Origin of the sequence: Pantoea sp. 18059, from assembly GCF_902706165.1 — a bacterium.
GTDB lineage: Bacteria > Pseudomonadota > Gammaproteobacteria > Enterobacterales > Enterobacteriaceae > Pantoea > Pantoea agglomerans.
Genome location: NZ_CACSJS010000008.1, coordinates 116,853 through 135,426, shown reverse-complemented (window position 1 = coordinate 135,426; position 18,574 = coordinate 116,853). Strand labels below are relative to the sequence as shown.

Annotated in this window: 16 protein-coding genes, 1 tRNA gene and 1 other RNA gene; 10 read left to right on the top strand and 8 right to left on the bottom strand. The window is 55.2% G+C overall.

Annotation, left to right across the window (positions count from 1 at the left end):
- The first annotated feature begins 304 nt into the window (after positions 1–304).
- The gene (fdhD, locus tag GVJ63_RS18900) at positions 305–1,129 is read left to right on the top strand and encodes a formate dehydrogenase accessory sulfurtransferase FdhD (protein ID WP_010257467.1); all 825 of its coding nucleotides are present in this window, start codon (positions 305–307) and stop codon (positions 1,127–1,129) included.
- Here the strand turns inward: fdhD and GVJ63_RS18895 are convergent.
- Positions 1,126–1,902, bottom strand: coding sequence for a DeoR/GlpR family DNA-binding transcription regulator (locus GVJ63_RS18895; protein WP_159227227.1), 777 nt, complete (start codon positions 1,900–1,902; stop codon positions 1,126–1,128). The two genes, fdhD and GVJ63_RS18895, sit on opposite strands and share 4 nt — an antisense overlap.
- Positions 1,903–2,109: 207 nt before the next feature.
- Here GVJ63_RS18895 and GVJ63_RS18890 point away from each other — a divergent pair, with 207 nt between their 5' ends.
- The 3 genes from GVJ63_RS18890 (at position 2,110) to GVJ63_RS18880 (ending at position 5,531) form a co-directional block, all read left to right on the top strand.
- Entirely contained in the window at positions 2,110–3,450 is a 1,341-nt protein-coding gene (locus GVJ63_RS18890; protein WP_033780831.1) for an aspartate aminotransferase family protein, read from the top strand.
- 282 nt (positions 3,451–3,732) lie between these two features.
- Entirely contained in the window at positions 3,733–4,350 is a 618-nt protein-coding gene (sodA, locus tag GVJ63_RS18885) for a superoxide dismutase [Mn] (RefSeq protein WP_008926407.1), read from the top strand.
- A 212-nt stretch (positions 4,351–4,562) separates the two neighbouring features.
- Positions 4,563–5,531: a VirK/YbjX family protein gene (locus GVJ63_RS18880; protein WP_022624830.1), complete on the top strand. Its 969-nt coding sequence runs from the start codon at positions 4,563–4,565 to the stop codon at positions 5,529–5,531.
- An 8-nt stretch (positions 5,532–5,539) separates the two neighbouring features.
- Here GVJ63_RS18880 and GVJ63_RS18875 read toward each other — a convergent pair whose 3' ends face one another.
- The 6 genes from GVJ63_RS18875 to GVJ63_RS18850 all read right to left on the bottom strand — a co-directional run bounded on the left by GVJ63_RS18875 (position 5,540) and on the right by GVJ63_RS18850 (position 12,779).
- Complete coding sequence (locus GVJ63_RS18875) at positions 5,540–5,902, bottom strand: YibL family ribosome-associated protein (RefSeq protein WP_003848030.1); 363 nt, start codon at positions 5,900–5,902, stop codon at positions 5,540–5,542.
- Between the two features lie 103 nt (positions 5,903–6,005).
- Positions 6,006–6,551: a mannitol operon repressor MtlR gene (mtlR, locus tag GVJ63_RS18870; RefSeq protein ID WP_171820345.1), complete on the bottom strand. Its 546-nt coding sequence runs from the start codon at positions 6,549–6,551 to the stop codon at positions 6,006–6,008.
- A 64-nt stretch (positions 6,552–6,615) separates the two neighbouring features.
- Positions 6,616–7,764, bottom strand: a complete 1,149-nt coding sequence (gene mtlD / locus GVJ63_RS18865; RefSeq protein ID WP_010257450.1) for a mannitol-1-phosphate 5-dehydrogenase — start codon at positions 7,762–7,764, stop codon at positions 6,616–6,618.
- A gap of 96 nt (positions 7,765–7,860) precedes the next feature.
- Positions 7,861–9,795, bottom strand: coding sequence for a PTS mannitol transporter subunit IICBA (locus GVJ63_RS18860; RefSeq protein ID WP_159227226.1), 1,935 nt, complete (start codon positions 9,793–9,795; stop codon positions 7,861–7,863).
- 432 nt (positions 9,796–10,227) lie between these two features.
- Positions 10,228–10,944 (bottom strand): DUF3053 domain-containing protein, encoded by a 717-nt coding sequence (locus tag GVJ63_RS18855; RefSeq protein WP_010671639.1) that lies wholly within the window; start codon positions 10,942–10,944, stop codon positions 10,228–10,230.
- Between the two features lie 236 nt (positions 10,945–11,180).
- Positions 11,181–12,779 carry a gamma-glutamyltransferase family protein gene (locus tag GVJ63_RS18850; RefSeq protein ID WP_159227225.1) on the bottom strand — a complete coding sequence of 533 codons (1,599 nt, stop codon included), beginning with the start codon at positions 12,777–12,779 and terminating at the stop codon, positions 11,181–11,183.
- A gap of 734 nt (positions 12,780–13,513) precedes the next feature.
- On the opposite strand from GVJ63_RS18850, the gene GVJ63_RS18845 reads away from it, so the two are divergent.
- The gene (locus GVJ63_RS18845) at positions 13,514–13,810 is read left to right on the top strand and encodes an HTH-type transcriptional regulator (protein WP_010257438.1); all 297 of its coding nucleotides are present in this window, start codon (positions 13,514–13,516) and stop codon (positions 13,808–13,810) included.
- 41 nt (positions 13,811–13,851) lie between these two features.
- Here the strand turns inward: GVJ63_RS18845 and GVJ63_RS18840 are convergent, their stop codons facing one another.
- Entirely contained in the window at positions 13,852–14,445 is a 594-nt protein-coding gene (locus tag GVJ63_RS18840) for an HD domain-containing protein (RefSeq protein WP_010257434.1), read from the bottom strand.
- A gap of 62 nt (positions 14,446–14,507) precedes the next feature.
- Here GVJ63_RS18840 and GVJ63_RS18835 point away from each other — a divergent pair, with 62 nt between their 5' ends.
- From GVJ63_RS18835 to GVJ63_RS18815, 5 genes are all read left to right on the top strand, one after another.
- Complete coding sequence (locus GVJ63_RS18835; protein WP_010671641.1) at positions 14,508–14,972, top strand: MarR family winged helix-turn-helix transcriptional regulator; 465 nt, start codon at positions 14,508–14,510, stop codon at positions 14,970–14,972.
- 95 nt (positions 14,973–15,067) lie between these two features.
- Entirely contained in the window at positions 15,068–15,496 is a 429-nt protein-coding gene (locus tag GVJ63_RS18830) for an organic hydroperoxide resistance protein (RefSeq protein WP_010257431.1), read from the top strand.
- A 321-nt stretch (positions 15,497–15,817) separates the two neighbouring features.
- Positions 15,818–17,509: a kdo(2)-lipid A phosphoethanolamine 7''-transferase gene (gene eptB / locus GVJ63_RS18825; RefSeq protein ID WP_052270946.1), complete on the top strand. Its 1,692-nt coding sequence runs from the start codon at positions 15,818–15,820 to the stop codon at positions 17,507–17,509.
- 125 nt (positions 17,510–17,634) lie between these two features.
- Positions 17,635–17,711 (top strand) — tRNA-Pro (locus tag GVJ63_RS18820).
- Positions 17,712–17,744: 33 nt separating this feature from the next.
- Positions 17,745–17,874, top strand: a non-coding RNA gene (locus GVJ63_RS18815) — RtT sRNA.
- The last annotated feature ends 700 nt before the right edge of the window (positions 17,875–18,574 follow it).

Below are 18,574 nucleotides of genomic sequence, written 5' to 3'. Positions count from 1 at the left end.
TCTTTTTCTAAATTTTGTTAAAAATCCTCGGCAACCAATTCCCGGCGCAAGCAGATTTCCCGTAGCGGCAGATAATTACTGTTGTTTTATGCTTACCGATGTTAAAGCCTGAAAGATACCCATTCTCATTCTGCCCGCCAGCAGGCGTGGCTGCGCCTTTCCCGGTGAGAAAACCGCATGAATTGCCCCGCTGTTTATTTGCGCCGCACCGGGCCAGAAGGCAAAATTAGTCTGCGTCTGATCACCGCTGTGCAGCCGTACTGACTGTCGCATTTCATTATTTATTAACAACAGGTCGTACTTTTTGAAAGCTATCCAGCCTGACTCAGGCGAAGATTTAACAATTCAGGCCGGCGTCAGCAGAACGCAGGTATGGCAGCGTGCCGATTTGACCGCAGCAGAGTCTGACTGGCTGGCGGACGAGGTGCCGGTGGCGCTGGTTTACAACGGCATCTCTCACGTGGTGATGATGACCACGCCCAAAGATCTGGAGGCGTTTGCGCTGGGTTTTTCGCTGTCAGAGGGCATTATCGACGCGCCAGGCGACATTTTCGGCATGGACATCGTGCCGGGCTGTCACGGCATTGAGGTTCAGATTGAGCTTTCCAGCCGTCGTTTTATGGCGCTGAAAGAGCAGCGTCGTGCGCTGGCAGGCCGTACCGGCTGCGGCGTGTGTGGCGTTGAACAGCTGGACCAGATTGGCAAGCCGCTCTCTCCGCTGCCGTTTACCCAGACCTTTGCGCTGGATCAGCTGGATCGGGCGCTGGGCCAGCTGAAAGCGTATCAGCCGGTCGGACAGAAAACCGGCTGCACCCATGCTGCCGCGTGGATCCAGCCTGATGGTCAGCTGGCCGGTGGCTGTGAAGATGTGGGTCGCCATGTGGCACTGGATAAGCTGCTGGGCTATCGCAGCCAGGCTGAGTGGGGGCCAGGCGCGGTGCTGGTCTCCAGCCGCGCCAGCTATGAAATGGTGCAGAAGTCCGCCATGTGCGGGGTTGAGATCCTGTTCGCAGTCTCGGCAGCGACCCGCCTGGCGGTTGAGGTGGCTGAGCGCTGCAATCTGACGCTGGTCGGATTCAGTAAACCTGGACGCGCTACGGTTTACAGCCATCCTCAGCGACTGCGTTAAACTACCATCACCTCTGGCAACGTCTGCTGCAACGCCTCAAGGGCGGCACTGTTGTCGCCGCCACTATCCGTAATCAGCAGGTTGATCGCCGGTGACGGCGCGTAAACCGTGCGGCTGACTACCCCCAGTTTGGTGTGATCGGCCAGCAGATAGCAGGAAGTGGATTGCTGCACCATCGCTCTGGCGATGGCCGCTTCGTGCGGATGAAAACTGCTGGCACCACAACCCGCCTCAATGCCAACCGGCGACAGCAGCGCCACATCGGCGCGGTAGCGAATAATCTCACCTACAGTGATTTCGCCGCGCGTCTGTTGTGCGCCCGCCGACATCGTCCCGCCCAGCAAAATAATCTGATTATTCAGCGGCTTATCTTCTTCTCCGGCGCTCAGCGCCAGCGCGGCCTGCAGGCTGTTGGTCACAATCGTCAGGCCGGAAAGGGCGTGCAACTCCTCTGCCAGCAGCGTGGTGGTGCTACCCGCATCCAGAAACAGCGTTTGTCCGGGCTGCAGCAACTGCGCAGCGGCGCGGGCGATGGCGCGCTTCTCCCGGGTCTGGGTACTGCGGCGTTCCGTCAGCGGCGGTTCAGCCCGCGTTTCAATCGCCACCAGCCCGCCGTGAACGCGGCGCGCCAGACCCAGCGCTTCCAGCTCAATGATATCGCGGCGCGCGGTTTCGCGTGAGACCCCCAGCTCCCTGATAATGCGCTCGGTACTCACCTGGTTAAGCCGGGTCAGTAAGGCACGGATGCGATGAAGGCGCGTTTCCTGCAGCATAGAGGTTTCCTTTTAAAGCGCGAAGATCACGGATGATACGCCAGTGAAGCGAAAGATTCCGTCTGAATCAGGGAGCAAGCTTAGCGTGGCCATCTGCCCGCGTCATGTGTATTTTATTGCATTTGTGTATTTGGTTGCATTTTAGATTCAGGCAGGCATGATAAAGGCGTCAGCTCTTCCTCCTTCATCCTTGTAACGGGAGTCATTATGGCCACGCGTTCCACCATTATGGATACCAACAGTTTCCGCGCCGAACATGCCGATGCACTCGACAGCGAGACGCGCAAACTGACCGATAAACGCAGCAAAGTGCTTGGCGAATCTTATCGCCTGTTCTATCGCAAACCGGTGCATCTGGTGCGGGGTGAAGGGCAATATCTGTGGGATGCGGCGGGCGATAAATATCTCGACGTCTACAACAATGTGGCGAGCATCGGGCACTGTCATCCGGCCGTGACTGAGGCGGTGACGCAGCAGATGAAAATGCTGAATACCCACACCCGTTACCTGCATGAAAATATTCTGGACTACAGCGAAGCGCTGCTGGCGACCACGCCCCCGGCGATCGATCGCGCGATGTATATGTGCACCGGATCGGAAGCTAACGACCTGGCGATTCGCGTGGCGCGCGCCTTTAGCGGCGGCAGCGGGATTATTGTCAGTAAAGAGGCCTATCACGGCACCAGTGAGCTGACATCCGGCGCTTCTCCGGCGCTGGGCAGTGGACAGCCGCTGGCGCCCACCACGCGGCTGGTGATGCCACCGGATGCGTATCGTGTGGACGCGCCTGACCTGGGCGACTGGTTCGCTGGCCAGATTCAGCAGCAGATTGATGATATGGCGGCGCACGGCATTAAATTTGCTGGCTTCCTGGCGGACTCAATCTTCTCCTCGGACGGCGTGTTGCCCGATCCGCGCGGCTTCCTGAAAAAAGCGGTCGAGGTGGTGCATGCCAACGGCGGCATCTTTATTGCCGATGAAGTGCAGCCTGGTTTTGGCCGTACCGGCGACGCGTTCTGGGGCTTTGGCCGCCACGATGTGGTGCCTGACATCATTACCACCGGCAAGCCAATGGGCAACGGCATTCCGGTTTCCGGCCTGCTGGCAAAAAGTGAAGTGCTGGCCGCCTTCAGCGACTCAATTCCCTACTTCAATACCTTTGGTGGTAACCCGGTCGCGATGGCGGCGGCGCAGGCGGTACTGAAAGTGATCACCGAAGAGGGGTTACAGGAACACAGCCGCGTGGTCGGCGCGAAGCTGCTGGCGGAGCTGCGAACCCTGATGGATCGCTATGAGTGCGTGGGGGATGTGCGCGGTGCCGGACTGTTTATCGGTTTTGAGCTGGTCACCGATCGTCACAGCAAAACGCCGGACAAAACGCTGGCGCTGGATTTAATCGAGAAGCTGCGTGAACATCGCGTGCTGACCTCGGTCGCCGGCCCGTATGGGAATGTGCTGAAACTGCGTCCGCCACTGGCGTTCCAGGAAGGGGATATCGACTGGCTGGTCGGCGCGCTCGACAGCGGGCTGCGCGAACTCGGCAGGTAACGCGCAGGGCAGGGCAGATGCGGCGTTCGGGCGGGATGAGTGCCTGCTGGTGGTGCTGGCAGAGTGCTTCGCTCTCCCTGTCTGATAAAGCTGAAAAGGCGGAGTCAGCAGCAGCATGCTGTAAAAACAACGGGTTGCTTTTGCCAGATTTCTCAAATCCTTATGGTTAATAGGGCATTGATTACCCTTTTACGCTACATGAATTTAACTATAATGATTCGACTGCTTACGCGGCACGTCCCGAATTCGTCGTGCTGCTCAAACTAAATGGAGAGGAAGAACATGAGTTATTCACTGCCATCCCTGCCTTACGCATACGACGCACTGGAACCGCATTTCGACAAGCAGACGATGGAAATCCATCACACCAAACATCACCAGACCTACGTGAACAACGCTAACGCGGCGCTGGAAGGCACTGAATTTGCCAATCTGCCGGTAGAAGAGCTGATCACCAAACTGGATCAGCTGCCAGCAGACAAAAAAGGCCCACTGCGTAATAACGCAGGCGGCCACGCTAACCACAGCCTGTTCTGGAAAGGCCTGAAAACCGGCACCACGCTGCAGGGCGACCTGAAAGCGGCTATCGAGAAAGATTTCGGTAGCGTGGAAAAATTCCAGGAAGAGTTCGAGAAAGCGGCTGCGACCCGTTTCGGCTCAGGCTGGGCGTGGCTGGTTAAAAAAGGCGACAAACTGGCTGTGGTGTCTACCGCAAACCAGGACAACCCGCTGATGGGTGAAGCGGTTGCTGGCGTTTCTGGCTTCCCAATCATCGGTCTGGACGTGTGGGAACACGCCTACTACCTGAAGTATCAGAACAAACGTCCTGACTACATCAAAGCATTCTGGAACGTGGTCAATTGGGACGAAGCAGCAGCCCGCTTCGCAGCTGCCCAGTAAGTTAACCCAGTGTTAACGTGATAACGATAAACCGGTGGAATTTATTTCGCCGGTTTTTTTATCTTTAAATTCTGTCGTCCCAGATTAAACCAAAAATAAACGGATCTCGCTTTTTTAACCGCCGCCCTTTTAACCTTCTGCCACATTAACACGCCGTTGATACTCGTTGTCTTATGCTCAGTGACATTCTTGCTCACTGTGTGTCGATGACTATGTCAATTATAACTACTCACGAAACCACGACCGATTCTTCTGCATCGCTTTTTTTTCAGTTAATTAGCGGAAAATACGTTCCGAATAAACTCTGGATAAGTAAACGTTTCCGGCTGAAATTTGTGTTAAGAACCTTAATATCGCCGCTGACTACGCTGCGTTATCTGGATGAGCTGTCGCATTTACCGCAACTCCCTCTGTTGATGAGTACTCAGGGATTGCTGCCAGCCAAGCTGCACCGGCCCTATCTGCGCTCAGGGTTGAGCATTGCTGCGCGCGCGCAGGCGATACTTGATCATTACAGCCTGATGAATAATCTGGAAAACCCTGCGCTGCGTCAGTTGTTGCAAAGCGCTACGGATAATCCGCTGGCTACGCTGACCGGTAAAAATGGCGAATCCTTTTTACTTTCCTGCAGTTCCGGTTATTTCGATCGGGAAGGGGAAGTGACGCTGGTATTACGTTATAACGACGAAATTATTGCTTCACTTTCATTTTCAATTCTCAATGAAAATAACCAGCGCACATTATTAATTGGCGGATTACAGGGTCCGCGGAAACATATCAATAATGAGGTTATCCGCGAGGCGACCAAAGCAGCGCAGGGTCTCTTTCCGAAACGCCTGTTAATGGAAGCGGTATTTATTGTGGCAAAGCAGTGCGGCGTGGAGAATATTCTGGCGGTAGGCGATGAGACTCATGTCTTCCGCAGCCTGCGCTATCGCCACAGCAAAGGGGATAAGTTCTTTGCCAGCTACAGTGAATTCTGGTTGTCGCTGAGTGGCGAGGCGCGCAGGGATGGGATGTTTATCCTGCCGCTGAGCCTGCCGCGCAAAACGCTAGAGGAGATTGCCAGTAAGAAGCGGGCTGAATATCGTCGCCGCTATGAGCTGCTGGATGCGCTGGCGGAGCAGGTCTATGCCGCCGCCGGCGAACGCAAAGCCGATGTCGATCAGGCTGCTGCCTGATCGACCCGTCAGAATGCGGTTTTGGCGAAGCCGGTCATTGCTGTCAGCCCCATCTCACGTCCCAGCGCGGTCATTGGATGCACCACGACCAGGCCGCGCACGCTTTTCTTCAGCGCGCCCAGATTTGCCTGCTCTTTCTTGGTAATTTCGCGGCTGAAGCCCATTTTTTGCAGCTTCTGCGCCTCGGCACTGAGTTTTTCTACCCGCTGACCGCGCAGACGCTCAATCTCAATGACCAGCGCTTCTTTCTCTTTCAGCAACGCGCCCAGTTTCTCGACATCACCCGATTCCAGTAACTGCGGCTCTTTGCGGTTCAATGCGTCCAGCTTATCGCTGAGAAGTTTGATTTCGTTCTTTTCTTGCTCTTTCATGACAACAACTCGTTGAGGAAAACAGGCCAAGGATACACCAAATCTGGCGCATATTCCCGCTCAGGTTAAGACGAAAAAGGCGCCGTGATGGCGCCTGACAGGATTAGCTGCCGGACTTTTTAAACGCCTGCTTCATACTGATGCGGGCGATCAGCTCGGTTAGCGACAGGACCATGGTGGATCGCACCATCTGCAGATAGCGCTGCTGCTGCATGCTGCGCAGCTCTGCATCTTCGGTGTGAAACACCGGCGCGGGCGGCCAGGCGGTGACGCAGTGCAGTTCACCAAACGGGCCAAGGATCTCATCGTCGGTAAAACGATAATCACCGCTGTCGTGATTCAGCTCTTCGCGCAGCGCCAGCAGCAGTTCACCATCTTCATATTCGTGCCGGCTGATAACGCCAAGACCGTAAATCAGCTTCAGGCGAACCGAGAGTTCACCCAAAGGACCATCGCCCAGCAGCAGCGGTTCTACGGCATATTTCACCGCGTAGTCATCTTTACGGAAGACCTGCAGCACCAGCAGATTGACGGCTTCAGCCAATAGCTCAACGGCGGCGATCAGAAAGCTTCTCACCGAACGACCGGCGTTCAGGCGCTCAAGCACCCGGTTTTCAAAAGCCTGCTTCTCTTCCATTATTGCCTGCATGGGTTCAATACCGCCGTTGGGCGCAGGCGAACTGCGCCCGGCTTGCGTCACTAACACGCGCGCATTATGCCATAGCGTGCCAGGCGCTCACCACAGAAGCCACCACTTCGCTGTCAGCATCCAGACCTGAAACCTCAGCCAGTGTCGCCTGTGGGCCTTTTTCTGCCAGCAGCGTGGCCAGCTCCTGCGCCTGTGGGTCCTGGTCGCTGCGATAGTGCATCGCGGCGGCAATGCCCTGCACCAGGCTGGCGTGCGGTAAACCATACTCCAGCGTGCCCAGCGTCGGCTTGATCAGGCGATCGCCCGCGCTGAGTTTACGCAGCGGCTGACGACCCACACGCTCAACATCATCTTTCAGATAGGGGTTTTCAAAACGGCCCAGTATTTTCTGGATGTAGGCCGCATGTTTATCCGCCTCAAAACCGTAGCGCTTAATCAGCACCGCGCCGCTCTCTTCCATCGCCCCTTTCACCACGGCCCGGATTTTTTCATCGAGGATGGCGTCACGAATGGTCTGGTGACCGGCCAGCTGGCCAAGATAGGCGGTAATCGCGTGACCGGTGTTCAGTGTGAAGAGTTTACGCTCAACAAATGCCATCAGGTTATCGGTCAGTTCCATACCCGGAATCGCAGGCAGGTCGCCTTTAAACTGAGTTTTATCGACGATCCATTCGCTGAAGGTTTCAACGGTCACTTCCAGCGGATCGGTGCTGCCCGCTTCTGACGGTGGCACGATGCGATCGACAGCAGAATCCACAAAGCCGACATGCTGCTCCAGCCAGGCGTGATACTGCTCCGGCAGCGCCTTCAGCACATGCTGTTTCAGCTGGCTGGTGCCGCGCACCATATTCTCACAGGCGATAATATTTAGCGGGCGGGTATTGCCGTTGTCACTGCGTTTTGCCAGCCCTTTAGCCACACTGCCGGCAATACGCTCCAGAATCTGCGGGCCCACGGCGGTGGTAACGAGATCGACTTCAGAAACCAGGGTGATGATCTCATCGCTGGTGCTGTTTACCGCGCTGACGCCTTTAACGGTTTCTGTTTTGGCCTGCTCGCCAACTACATGAACGGGATACTCATGACGCGCGTTCAGTGCATCCAGCACCGTCTGATTCACATCAGCAAAAACCAGTTCGATACCTGCATCAGCCAGTAACTTGCCGATAAAGCCGCGACCAATGTTTCCTGCTCCGAAATGTAACGCTTTCATAATTTTTGACCCATATCAAATGACGATGGGGCGGGCAAACCCGCCCCAGGAAATCGGGACGGGCATGACCGCCCCAGGGAAATTAATTGCTATAAATTACGCGATTGAAGGCTTACCTGACAGCAGATCCAGCACTTCCTGCACGCTGGTGGTGTTCGCCAGCTTCTCAATCACGCTGTCATCATCCAGCGCATTGGTCAGGCTGGTGATCACCTGGATGTGCTCGTTGTTACGGGCAGCAATACCAATCACCAGGCGCGCCACATCGTCGGGCTCTTCACCGAACAGGACGCCTGCCGGATACTGACAGAACACCACGCCGGTTTTCAGCACGCGATCTTTCGCTTCGACCGTACCGTGCGGCACGGCAATCGACTCACCGAGATAGGTCGGCGTCAGTTTTTCACGCGCCAGCATCGCCTCAACGTATTCAGGCTCAACGTAACCGCCTTTCACCAGCTGTTCACCCGCAAAGCGAATCGCCTGCTCTTTGTTACTGGCGGTCAGGCCGAGGAAGACGTTATCCGCACCCAGTTTAAACAGGTGTGCGTTGCCTTCATCGTAGCTGTCAGAGAGCGCGGTGTTTACCGTTTGACGATGCACGTCGCTGCGGTTAGCCGCCACCAGACGCTCGGTCAGGGTGCTGTAGAGCGCGCTGTCGAGGAAGTTGTTCAGCGAGATATGCTGCGCATGCGGAGCCTGGCGGATGGCGCGTTCAGTCAGGTCACGGTGGGTAATCACCAGATCGACATCACCCGGCAGGGCGTTGATCGCGGTATTGGTCACCGATACATTGCTCAGCCCGGCGTCCTGCACTTTCTTACGCAGTACGCCTGCACCCATCGCGCTGGAACCCATACCGGCATCACAGGCGACGATGATTTTACGCACGTGATGCAGTTCAACGCTCATGGCATCGCTGGCGACTGGCGCACCCGCGCCGCTCTGGCCTTTAGACTGCGCTTTCATCTCATGCATGCGCTGGGTCGCGGCTTCGATATCGTCATCTTCTTTGACTTTGCTGGTTTTCAGCAGGATAGCGGACACCACGAAGGAGACGGCGAAGGCGGCAGCGATAGCGGCGATGTTCGCGAAGTAGGCACCTTTTGGCGTCATTGCCAGCACCGCCAGGATTGAACCCGGTGAGGCAGGAGAGACCAGGCCACCGTTCAGCACCGTCAGCGTGAAGACGCCGGTCATACCGCCAAGGATAACCGCCAGCAGCAGGCGAGGAGCCATCAGCACATACGGGAAGTAGATCTCATGGATGCCGCCAAGGAAGTGGATGATTGCCGCACCGCCCGCAGACTGTTTAGCACTGCCACGACCAAAGAACATATAGGCCATCAGCACGCCCATACCCGGACCCGGGTTGGCTTCGATCAGGAAGAAAATGGATTTGCCGGCTTCACTAGCCTGCTGGATACCGAGCGGCGAGAAGATACCGTGGTTAATGGCGTTGTTCAGGAACAGGATTTTCGCGGGTTCGACGAAGATCGAGGTCAGTGGCAGCAGGTTGTTCTGCACCATCAGATTCACGCCCGCGGCGAGAATGTGTGACAGACCTTCTACCAGCGGACCGATCGCCAGGAACGCCAGCAGTGCCAGTATCATCCCGATAATACCGGCCGAGAAGTTGTTGACCAGCATCTCGAAGCCGCTTTTGATTTTGCCGTCAATCGCCCGGTCAAACGACTTGATTGCCCAGCCGCCCAGCGGACCGGCAATCATCGCACCGAGGAACATCGGCATATCCGCACCGACAATCACACCCATGGTGGTAATGGCACCGACCACGCCGCCGCGATCGCCGCCCACCAGACGCCCACCGGTGAAACCGATCAGCAGTGGCAGCAGGTAGGTGATCATCGGGCCAACCAGTTTGGCCAGCGTTTCGTTAGGGATCCAGCCAGTTGGAATAAACAGTGCGGTGATGATACCCCAGGCGATAAACGCCCCGATGTTTGGCATCACCATATTACTCAGAAAGCGACCAAAGCTTTGTACTTTGACCTTCACTGATGAGGACATAAACCCACCCCTTATTGAGACGCGCTGCAATAGGAGAGCGCGCTTGTTTTTGTTTAGCCACCCCGACCCAAAGCCGGTGGTATTACTGTATGCACGCGGACTCTATCACGCGAATTTGACGCTGCGTAGCGTGCGGGGTAAGTGTGATCTACATCACTGATTAAGGGTGGTGGCAGGGGTGATTAGCGTGATTTTGATCACACTTTAAGGCGTAGCTCAGGCTCAGTTGGCTGATTTTTAGACGGGGTGGCCGGTTATCTGTGAGGTGAATCACACTTGTTTGACGTTGATTTGTTATATATCTGTGACTTAGACCACAAACTATTTTTGGTCGAAAATGCGCCAGATCACACTTCATTCAGCGGGTGATTGGGTGGGAGGAGAAAAGAGAGTGGGACGGGCAGACGATTAGCGCCTGCCCGTAAAGCGGGTTTACTGCAGACCACCCTGGACGGCAGCCTGTGCCTGAGGAAGCGCCTGCGAATTGGCGGATAAAGTGCTCATCAGCGCGTTATATTGCGAAGCCTGATCCTGAGTCGGGAACTGCACGCCGCCATCATTGAAGCTGACACGGGTTCCCTGCGTTTGCAGGAAATCGCCGGTCTGCACTGCACCCTGGCTCAGCGCCTGGAGTTTTGGCAGCAGAGGAATCAGCTGATTAGCGGGCACCGTCACCACTTTGTTATAGGCGGTGTCGTAGACTTTTTTCAGGTCATCCGGCTGCTTCAGGGTCGCCTTGCTGCTATCCGCCTGCATTTTGGCGCTTTCAATCTGCTGGGTGACGATCACCAGTGCGCTGGTCGCCTGACGCAGGGAATCACGACGGCTGAGATAATCCTGCGGAACGCGAATAGCAGAAAGCTCATCCACAACCGGACGCATACCCTGTTCAACCGCTTTGTTCGCCTGCTGCGAGAAGCCATACATAATGGCGTAATCGCTGGCGAAGTTGCCAAAGCTCTGCTTTTGGTTTTCGCTGAGGCTGGGCAGATGCTCGCCGCTGCGCATCACAGTGTTCTGGAGAAAATCGATAAATGCTTTGCGCTGCTCGCCTTCTTTATCACCGCATGCGGTGAGTTGCAGCACGATCAGCGCGCCAGCGAGCATAATGCCGCCACGTGCCATAAGGCGTGTAAGTCCTGAAGCCATAGGGTCAACTCCTGTCGGTGATACTGTCAGATGTCCAGTAGGAATGGCCTAAAGAATAGAACAAACCCGAGCCACGGCACAACGTGAAACCACCTGTGAAACAGATGCTTTCTGAAACGCCGGTTACAGAATGGGACCGCCTGCGCCTCAGGGCGTGCTGCATTCCCTGCCATCGCAGGCTTCAGCGCGCAGAGATGAAGGAGGGGCTGAGCAGTCTGACGCTCACTGTCGCGACCTTAAAACACCACCGCCTGACCATCTTTGCGACTCTCACTGGCCGCAATGTAGAAGCCCTGCGGATCGCGCACTATCGCCTGCGCGCCACCAAAATTGTAATTACTCAGGGGATCTTCCAGTACCACGTTGTGGCCCATACGGCGCAGTGTGCTCAGGGTATTGCGATCAAGTGTGGATTCAAACACCACCTCGCGTCCCTGCACCACGCGCCAGCGCGGCGCATCAATCGCGGCCTGCGGATTCTGCTGGTGCAGCATAATGCGCAGCGCCAGCTGGAGGTGTCCCTGCGCCTGCATCGGGCCGCCCATCACGCCAAACGCCATCAGCGGCTGGCCCTGCTGATCCCGCGCAAAGGCCGGAATGATGGTATGAAACGGCCGCTTACCGCCCGCCACGACGTTGGGATGGTCTGGATCGAGTGAAAAGCCCGCGCCCCGGTTCTGCAGGCTGATGCCGGTATCGGGTACCACCACGCCGGAGCCAAATCCCATGTAGTTAGACTGAATGAATGAGACCATCATGCCGCTGGCATCACCGGCGGCGACATACACTGTGCCGCTCTGCTGCGGTGATCCAAAGCGGAAATCTCCCGCCTTGTCAGGATCAATTAACGCTGCCCGCTGGCGAATATAGTCGTTGCTGAGCAGGTGTTCCGCCGGAAATTCGAGGTGATCTTCATCGGTGACATAACGGTCCAGATCAACCAGCGCCAGTTTCATCGCCTCAATGGAGAGATGCAGCCACTGCGGCGAATCCGGTGCATAGCGGTTGATTTCCCACTCTTCCAGAATGCCAAGTGCAATTAAGGTCGCAATGCCCTGACCATTCGGCGGCAGCTCCTGCACCGATCCTCCGGCAAACGGACGCGACAGCAGGGTAACCCAGTCGGCACGATGGTTTTTCAAATCCTCCAGCGTCAGGGCTGCGCCATGCTCACGGGCGAAGGCTGTCATCTTTTGCGCCAGTGCGCCGCGGTAAAAGCTTCCGCCCTGAGTCTCAGCGATTTCCTGCAAGGTGCGGGCCTGAGCCGGATTGCGGAACAGCTCGCCAGCACGCGGCGGACGACCCTGCGGCGCAAAGCAGTCGCTAAAGCCAGGTTGATCCCGCAGCTTGTCATAGCCGCGCTGCCACAGCTGACCAATCAGCGGTGAAACCGGAAAGCCATGGCGCGCATAGTCAATTGCCGGTTGTGCCAGGGTGGTCAGCGGTAAGGTGCCAAAGCGCTGTGCCAGTGTGACCCATGCCGAGACGGCCCCCGGCACAGTGACGGATTCCCAGCCGGTTTCAGGCATCGCACTAAAATCGGCAAAGCGTTCGGGATGCCACGCGGCTGGCGATCGGCCTGAGGCGTTTAACCCATGCAGCTCGCTGCCATCCCAGACAATGGCAAACGCATCGCTGCCGATGCCGTTTCCGGTTGGCTCCAGCACGGTTAAGGCGATGGCGGTGGCGATAGCCGCATCCACGGCGTTTCCACCCTGTTGCAGCATCCGTAAACCCGCCTGCGCCGCCAGCGGTTGAGAGGTTGCGACGGCATTACGACCCATCATCGGTACACGATGAGAAGGGTATCCGACGTTAAAATCTGTTTCTCGCATCGCTTTTCCTTACAGAGGTCAGGTATGGGTTTTGCCCGTCGTCAGTGCGTTATCACGGGGCTGCACTTTTACCGCGCATCAGGTCGATAGTTGCCGGGTAACTGCACCGGCATGAGGCGCCAGCCGTTTCGTTAAGACGACTGTTGATTAATCTGGCGACAGAGCGCCGTTAAGAATAAAAGATTTACCCGCTCTGCACTGTGAGCCGCCGCGCGCCAGGCCTCAGGCCCCAACCAGGACTATTCTTAATTTAATAAGATCAGTGAATATATGTGTTCAGGAAGTAAACCATTGGCGTATATTTTGCACTCACTACCTGAAGAGGTGTATTGCCTCACAGAAATGAGAATATGCCAGCAAAAAGCTTGATGGCATCCACATAAATAGCAAACACCATTTGATTTTTCTGCCCACACCGAAGGCACAAAACTCAACTGCCTCAGCAGGTTAGAGGTGCTGGAACTTTTCCGGCAAACCATAGTTAAAAAAATAATTATAAATTGCGCGGCAAATAGTCAGGTCTCTATCCATACTTAGTCTCCCGGCATTTGTTGCATTGACCTGACATCTTTAAAGCAGTGCACCGCAGGCTGTGTCCCGTAATGGTTTCTCTCATAACAAAAATAAACCCTTGCGGGATCCAGCCTGAAACAGGCCCGGTTTCAGAGTCCTGACTTCAGGCTCGTACCTCTCTACTTTCACGTGCTTCATAGCGAGTTTTTAAGGAGTTCTCTATGGAATTAAAAGACCCGATGTTTGAATTGCTCAGCAGCCTTGAGCAGATTGTTTTGACACGTGATGATCGCGCCGCCGAGTTACTTATTCAGCGTCAGCAACCCGCCCAGCCAGAGCCGCAGCGTCTGCGTGAAATGACCGGCATGCAGGTTGATGAGTTTGCAAAAGTAATGGGCGTGAGCGTTTCTTCCGTGAAAAGCTGGGAAGCCCGGCGTACCCGTCCTTCCGCGACGGCGCAGAAATTGATGAAGTTATTACATGCCAATCCCTATCTGGGACGGCAGTTGCTTGAATAAACTGATATCACGAAAAGAACCCGCCGCTGGCGGGTTTTTTATTAGCGTAATTCGCTGTATTTAGCCGCCTGTCTGGCAAACCAGCTCTCCGGCACGCTATAGGGCGGCTCCCGCAACTGTGCGAGTCCGCTTTCAATAATCATTGAAGCCTGCTGCCATAACTGCGCATCTCCCTGCTTCAGCAACTCAATCTGTATCTGCTTTTCAACCAGGTAGACCCGCGCAAAGTCGGGATCAAAACGCACAATCGCGCGGGTGTTATCGATGATGTCAGCCAGTTTGATGGTTTGTGCCTCAGGACTGGCGCTGGCTGTATGGCGGAAGTGCGCCAGTTTACGGGCCGTCCGATTTTTTGCCCCAGCGGGTGCGCTGTTGGTCAGCATCTCTACCAGGCTTGCCACGCGCGTACCAAAGTGGGTTTCGATATCGCTCTGTGTGGTTGCGGTATCTTCCACGGTATCGTGCAGCCAGGCCGCCGCTAACAACGCGTCGTCATGGCTGACGCTGCGCACCAGTTCCACCACCGCTGCCGGATGAACAATATAAGGCTCATCGGTATATTTGCGGCGCTGTCCGGCACTGGCATGTGCCTCGGTGGCGAAGCGACGCGCCTGTTCTTCCAGTGAATCCTGCATGCCTTTCCCCCTGACAAAAAGTTTGCTTGCAATTATCTAGCGCGCTATCTATATTATTAACCATGAACTGTGATCAAGATGACAAAAAAGTGAAAACGATGCCACTGTTGGTCGATCAGCACCTCTGCTTTGCGCTTTATTCTGCCAACCTGGCGATGAATAAAGTCTATCGTCAGTTGCTGAGCCAGCTCGACATCACCTATCCTCAATATCTGGTCATGCTGGTGTTGTGGCAGAAAGATGATGTCACGGTGTCAGAGATTGGCGAGCAGCTTTTTTTAGACTCGGCAACATTAACGCCACTTCTGAAGCGACTGGAAAGTGCAGGCCTGATTAACCGGCAGCGAACCCGTCAGGATGAACGCCAGGTTGCGGTGACGCTGACCGAAGCCGGGCAGGCGTTACGGGCCAGGGCTGAAGCCATTCCTGAAGCGGTCAAGTGTGCCACAGCCTGTGATGATGACGCTTTGCTGGCGCTGAAATTACAGCTGGATGGGTTGCGAGATAACCTGAATAAGTCACGATAAATATTGCTGACGGGTGCGCGGCACCCGTTAAACCTCACCGCCTGATTACGGCTGTATAAGTAGTGGGCGATTAAATAGCGTAACGGAGAAATGTCATGTCTTTAGAACAAGTGGTTTACCGCGCCAAAGCCAAAGCAACCGGTGGTCGTGATGGTCGTGCAACCTCTTCTGACGGTGTACTGGACGTGAAACTGGGCGTGCCAAAAGAGATGGGCGGTGCAGGCGGCGAAGTGACTAACCCTGAGCAGCTGTTTGCTGCGGGCTATTCTGCCTGCTTCCTGGGCGCGATGAAGTTTGTGGCGGGCCGTGACAAGATCACCATGCCAAAAGACGCCTGGATCGAAGGTGAAGTGGGTATCGGCCCTATCCCTGATGGTTTTGGTATTGAAGCGACCCTGAACATTCATCTACCAGAGATGGATGAAGCAGAAGCGCAGAAGCTGGTTGATGCGGCACACATCGTTTGTCCTTACTCAAACGCCACCCGCAACAACATCGATGTCACGCTGAACATTATTCGCTAAGCGTGCTGCGGGCCTGAAACTATCAGGCCCGCACTTTTCTTACTCTGTCATTTTCTCTCTCCTGCTGCTGTCTGCGACAGCCCACCTGGCCGTTCCTGTCCGCTGTGTACAAAAAATGTGCTAATCAGGTCGACAACGATTATTTTCTGGTCTATCAAACGCGACCATGTTTTACTGAGCCACCTCGCGTTATAGCCTGTAAATCCGTTCAGAATTTTCCTTCATCTTGTCCGGTCCGCTTATTCAGCGAACTCTGCCGCGTTTCGGCAGTCACATAAAAGATTTGGTCAAGCGCTTCACACCGGAGAAACACCTTTTTTCATGAATTACATTAAAACCCTGACTCAGCAGAAGTTATCGCTCTTGCTGGCGCTCTATCTCGGTATCTTATTGAATTTGCCGATTTTCTATCGTCGTTTTGACGGTTTTCTCAGGCACTCTACGGTTACGAACTGGCTGACTGCCGTCACCGAGGTAGTGGCCATTGTGGTGCTGACTTTCTTCCTGATGCGTCTGCTGTCGCTGGGAGGAAAGTGGTTTTATCGCGTGCTGGCCACGCTGATTGTTCTGATTTCGGTTGCCGCCGCCTATTACATGGCGTTTTTTAACGTGGTGATTGGCTACGGCATTGTGGCTTCGGTGATGACGACTGACACCGATCTCTCCAGAGAGGTGATTGGTTACCATTTCATCCTGTGGATGGTGCTGGTCAGCGCGCTGCCACTGCTGATGATCTGGCGCAATAAGCTGAGCATGACGCTGAACGAACAGCTGCGTACGCCAGGACAGCGCCTGAAACCCACCCTGATCATGCTGCTCTGCGTGGCGCTGGTCTGGCTGCCGATTCGTTTTTTCGACAAGCTGCAGAAGCATAACGAAGAGATCACTAACATCGATCTGCCGAGTTACGGCGGTGTGGTGGCGCACTCTTATCTTCCTTCGAACTGGCTGGCGGCTGTGGGCCTGTTTGCCTGGACCCGCGTGGATGAGTCGCTGAACAGTCAGGAACTGCTGGATCCGGCGAAGAAGTTTACCTACGTCGCGCCTGCCGGGCTTGATGATACCTATGTGGTGTTTGTGATTGGCGAAACCACGCGCTGGGATCACATGGGGATGCTGGGCTATGAGCGTGACACTACGCCGAAGCTGTCGAAAGAGAAGAACCTGGTGGCATTCCGGGGCGAGTCCTGTGATACCGCGACCAAGCTGTCACTGCGCTGCATGTTCGTGCGCGAAGGCGGCACTATGGATAATCCGGGCCGCACGCTGAAAGAGCAGAATGTGTTTGCGGTGATGAAAGAGCTGGGCTTCACCTCTGAGCTGTTTGCGATGCAGAGCGAAGTCTGGTTCTACGACAACATCAATGCCAACAATTTTGCCTTCCGTGAGCAGATTGGTTCAGAGAAGCGTAATCAGGGCAAAGCGGTGGATGACATGCTGCTGGTGCCGGAGATGAAAGCGTCACTGGATCGTTTCCCGAAAGGTAAGCATCTGATTGTGTTGCACACCAAAGGTTCGCACTACCTCTATTCACAGCGTTATCCGCGCAGCTTCGCGAAATATCAGCCGGAGTGTATGGGCGTGGATGAGACCTGCAGCAAAGCGCAGTTGATCAACGCTTATGACAACTCGGTGCTGTATGTCGATAGCATGCTGGATAGCGTGCTGGATCAGCTGCGTGATAAGAAGGCGATTGTCTTCTATGCCGCCGACCATGGTGAGTCGATTAGCGAGAATATGCATCTGCACGGCACGCCGCGTGAGATGGCTCCGCCTGAGCAGTTCCGGGTGCCGATGATGGTCTGGGCGTCAGATAAGTATCTGGAAGACAGTCAGAACCGCAGCAACTTTGAGCGTCTGCAGGCGCAGCAGCGTGTGGGCCGGACCCATCGCCACGTTGAGCTGTTCGATACCATCCTGGGTTGTCTGGGTTACACCTCGCCAGATGGCGGTATTAACCCGGCCAACAACTGGTGTCAGGCACCGGGTAATGGTCAGGCTAAACCGCTGTAATAGTGGTCGAAAAGGGTAAAGCAGGCGGCTGATTCCCGGTAACCGCGTGCTTTCCAGGCGATTGGCGGCAAAAGCATAAAAAGCGGTTGACGCTGATCGGGGGTAGCAGTAACATGCGCCCCCATCGGCGAGTAGCGCAGCTTGGTAGCGCAACTGGTTTGGGACCAGTGGGTCGGAGGTTCGAATCCTCTCTCGCCGACCATATTTAAGAAACCTGTCTGAAAAGACAGGTTTTTTTTCGTCTGAAGAAAAGAGGATGAGAACCTCCGAAGGAGGTTTGAGCCGAGCGTAGCGAGACAACGTTGCTTCAGCAACGGCCCGAAGGGCGCTGCTCGCAGAGCAGAGTCATCCTCTCTCGCCGACCATATTTAAGAAACCTGTCTGAAAAGACAGGTTTTTTTTCGTCTGTATAAAAGTGGATGAAAGGTACGGATTTACCGTTGAGCGGGCTTCAGGGAGCATACGCCAGGCAGACGCTGGGAGCCTCAGACGGCTAACAGATCCAAACCCGAGTGACGCTGACAGCAATGAACAATCTCAAGGCGAAGGGAACACGGGCAGAGGAGGAAAGCGTCCCACGCCATGGACGGCGTGGGCCGAGCGTCCATGGATGGTTTAAGCGCCTTTCCGATCTGACCGTGTTCCCGAAGCAGTCTCGATCTGACCGCTAAGCATTCACATTCTTACCACTGAGCGTCCAGGGATGGTTTAAGCGCCTTTCCGATCTGACCGTGTTCCAGAAGCAGTCTCGATCTGACCGCTAAGCATTCACATTCTTACCACTGAGCGTCCAGGGATGGTTTAAGCGCCTTTCCGATCTGACCGTGTTCCCAAAGCAATCTCGATCTTAACGCCACTCCCGCTTGCCATCTTCGCTATCTTCCAGAAAGTTCCAGTAAACCCCATCCACCGCGCATTCTGTTTACCAGCCGTTGTTATCATCACTTACCCGCTGGCAGGCCTTGCCATATAAGAGATGCGATCATAATTCGCGACACATTCTTCTTATGACCGAAAGCGGCAACATGCTGATTTCTTATGCTTCTTTACCAGCATATTCCGCTG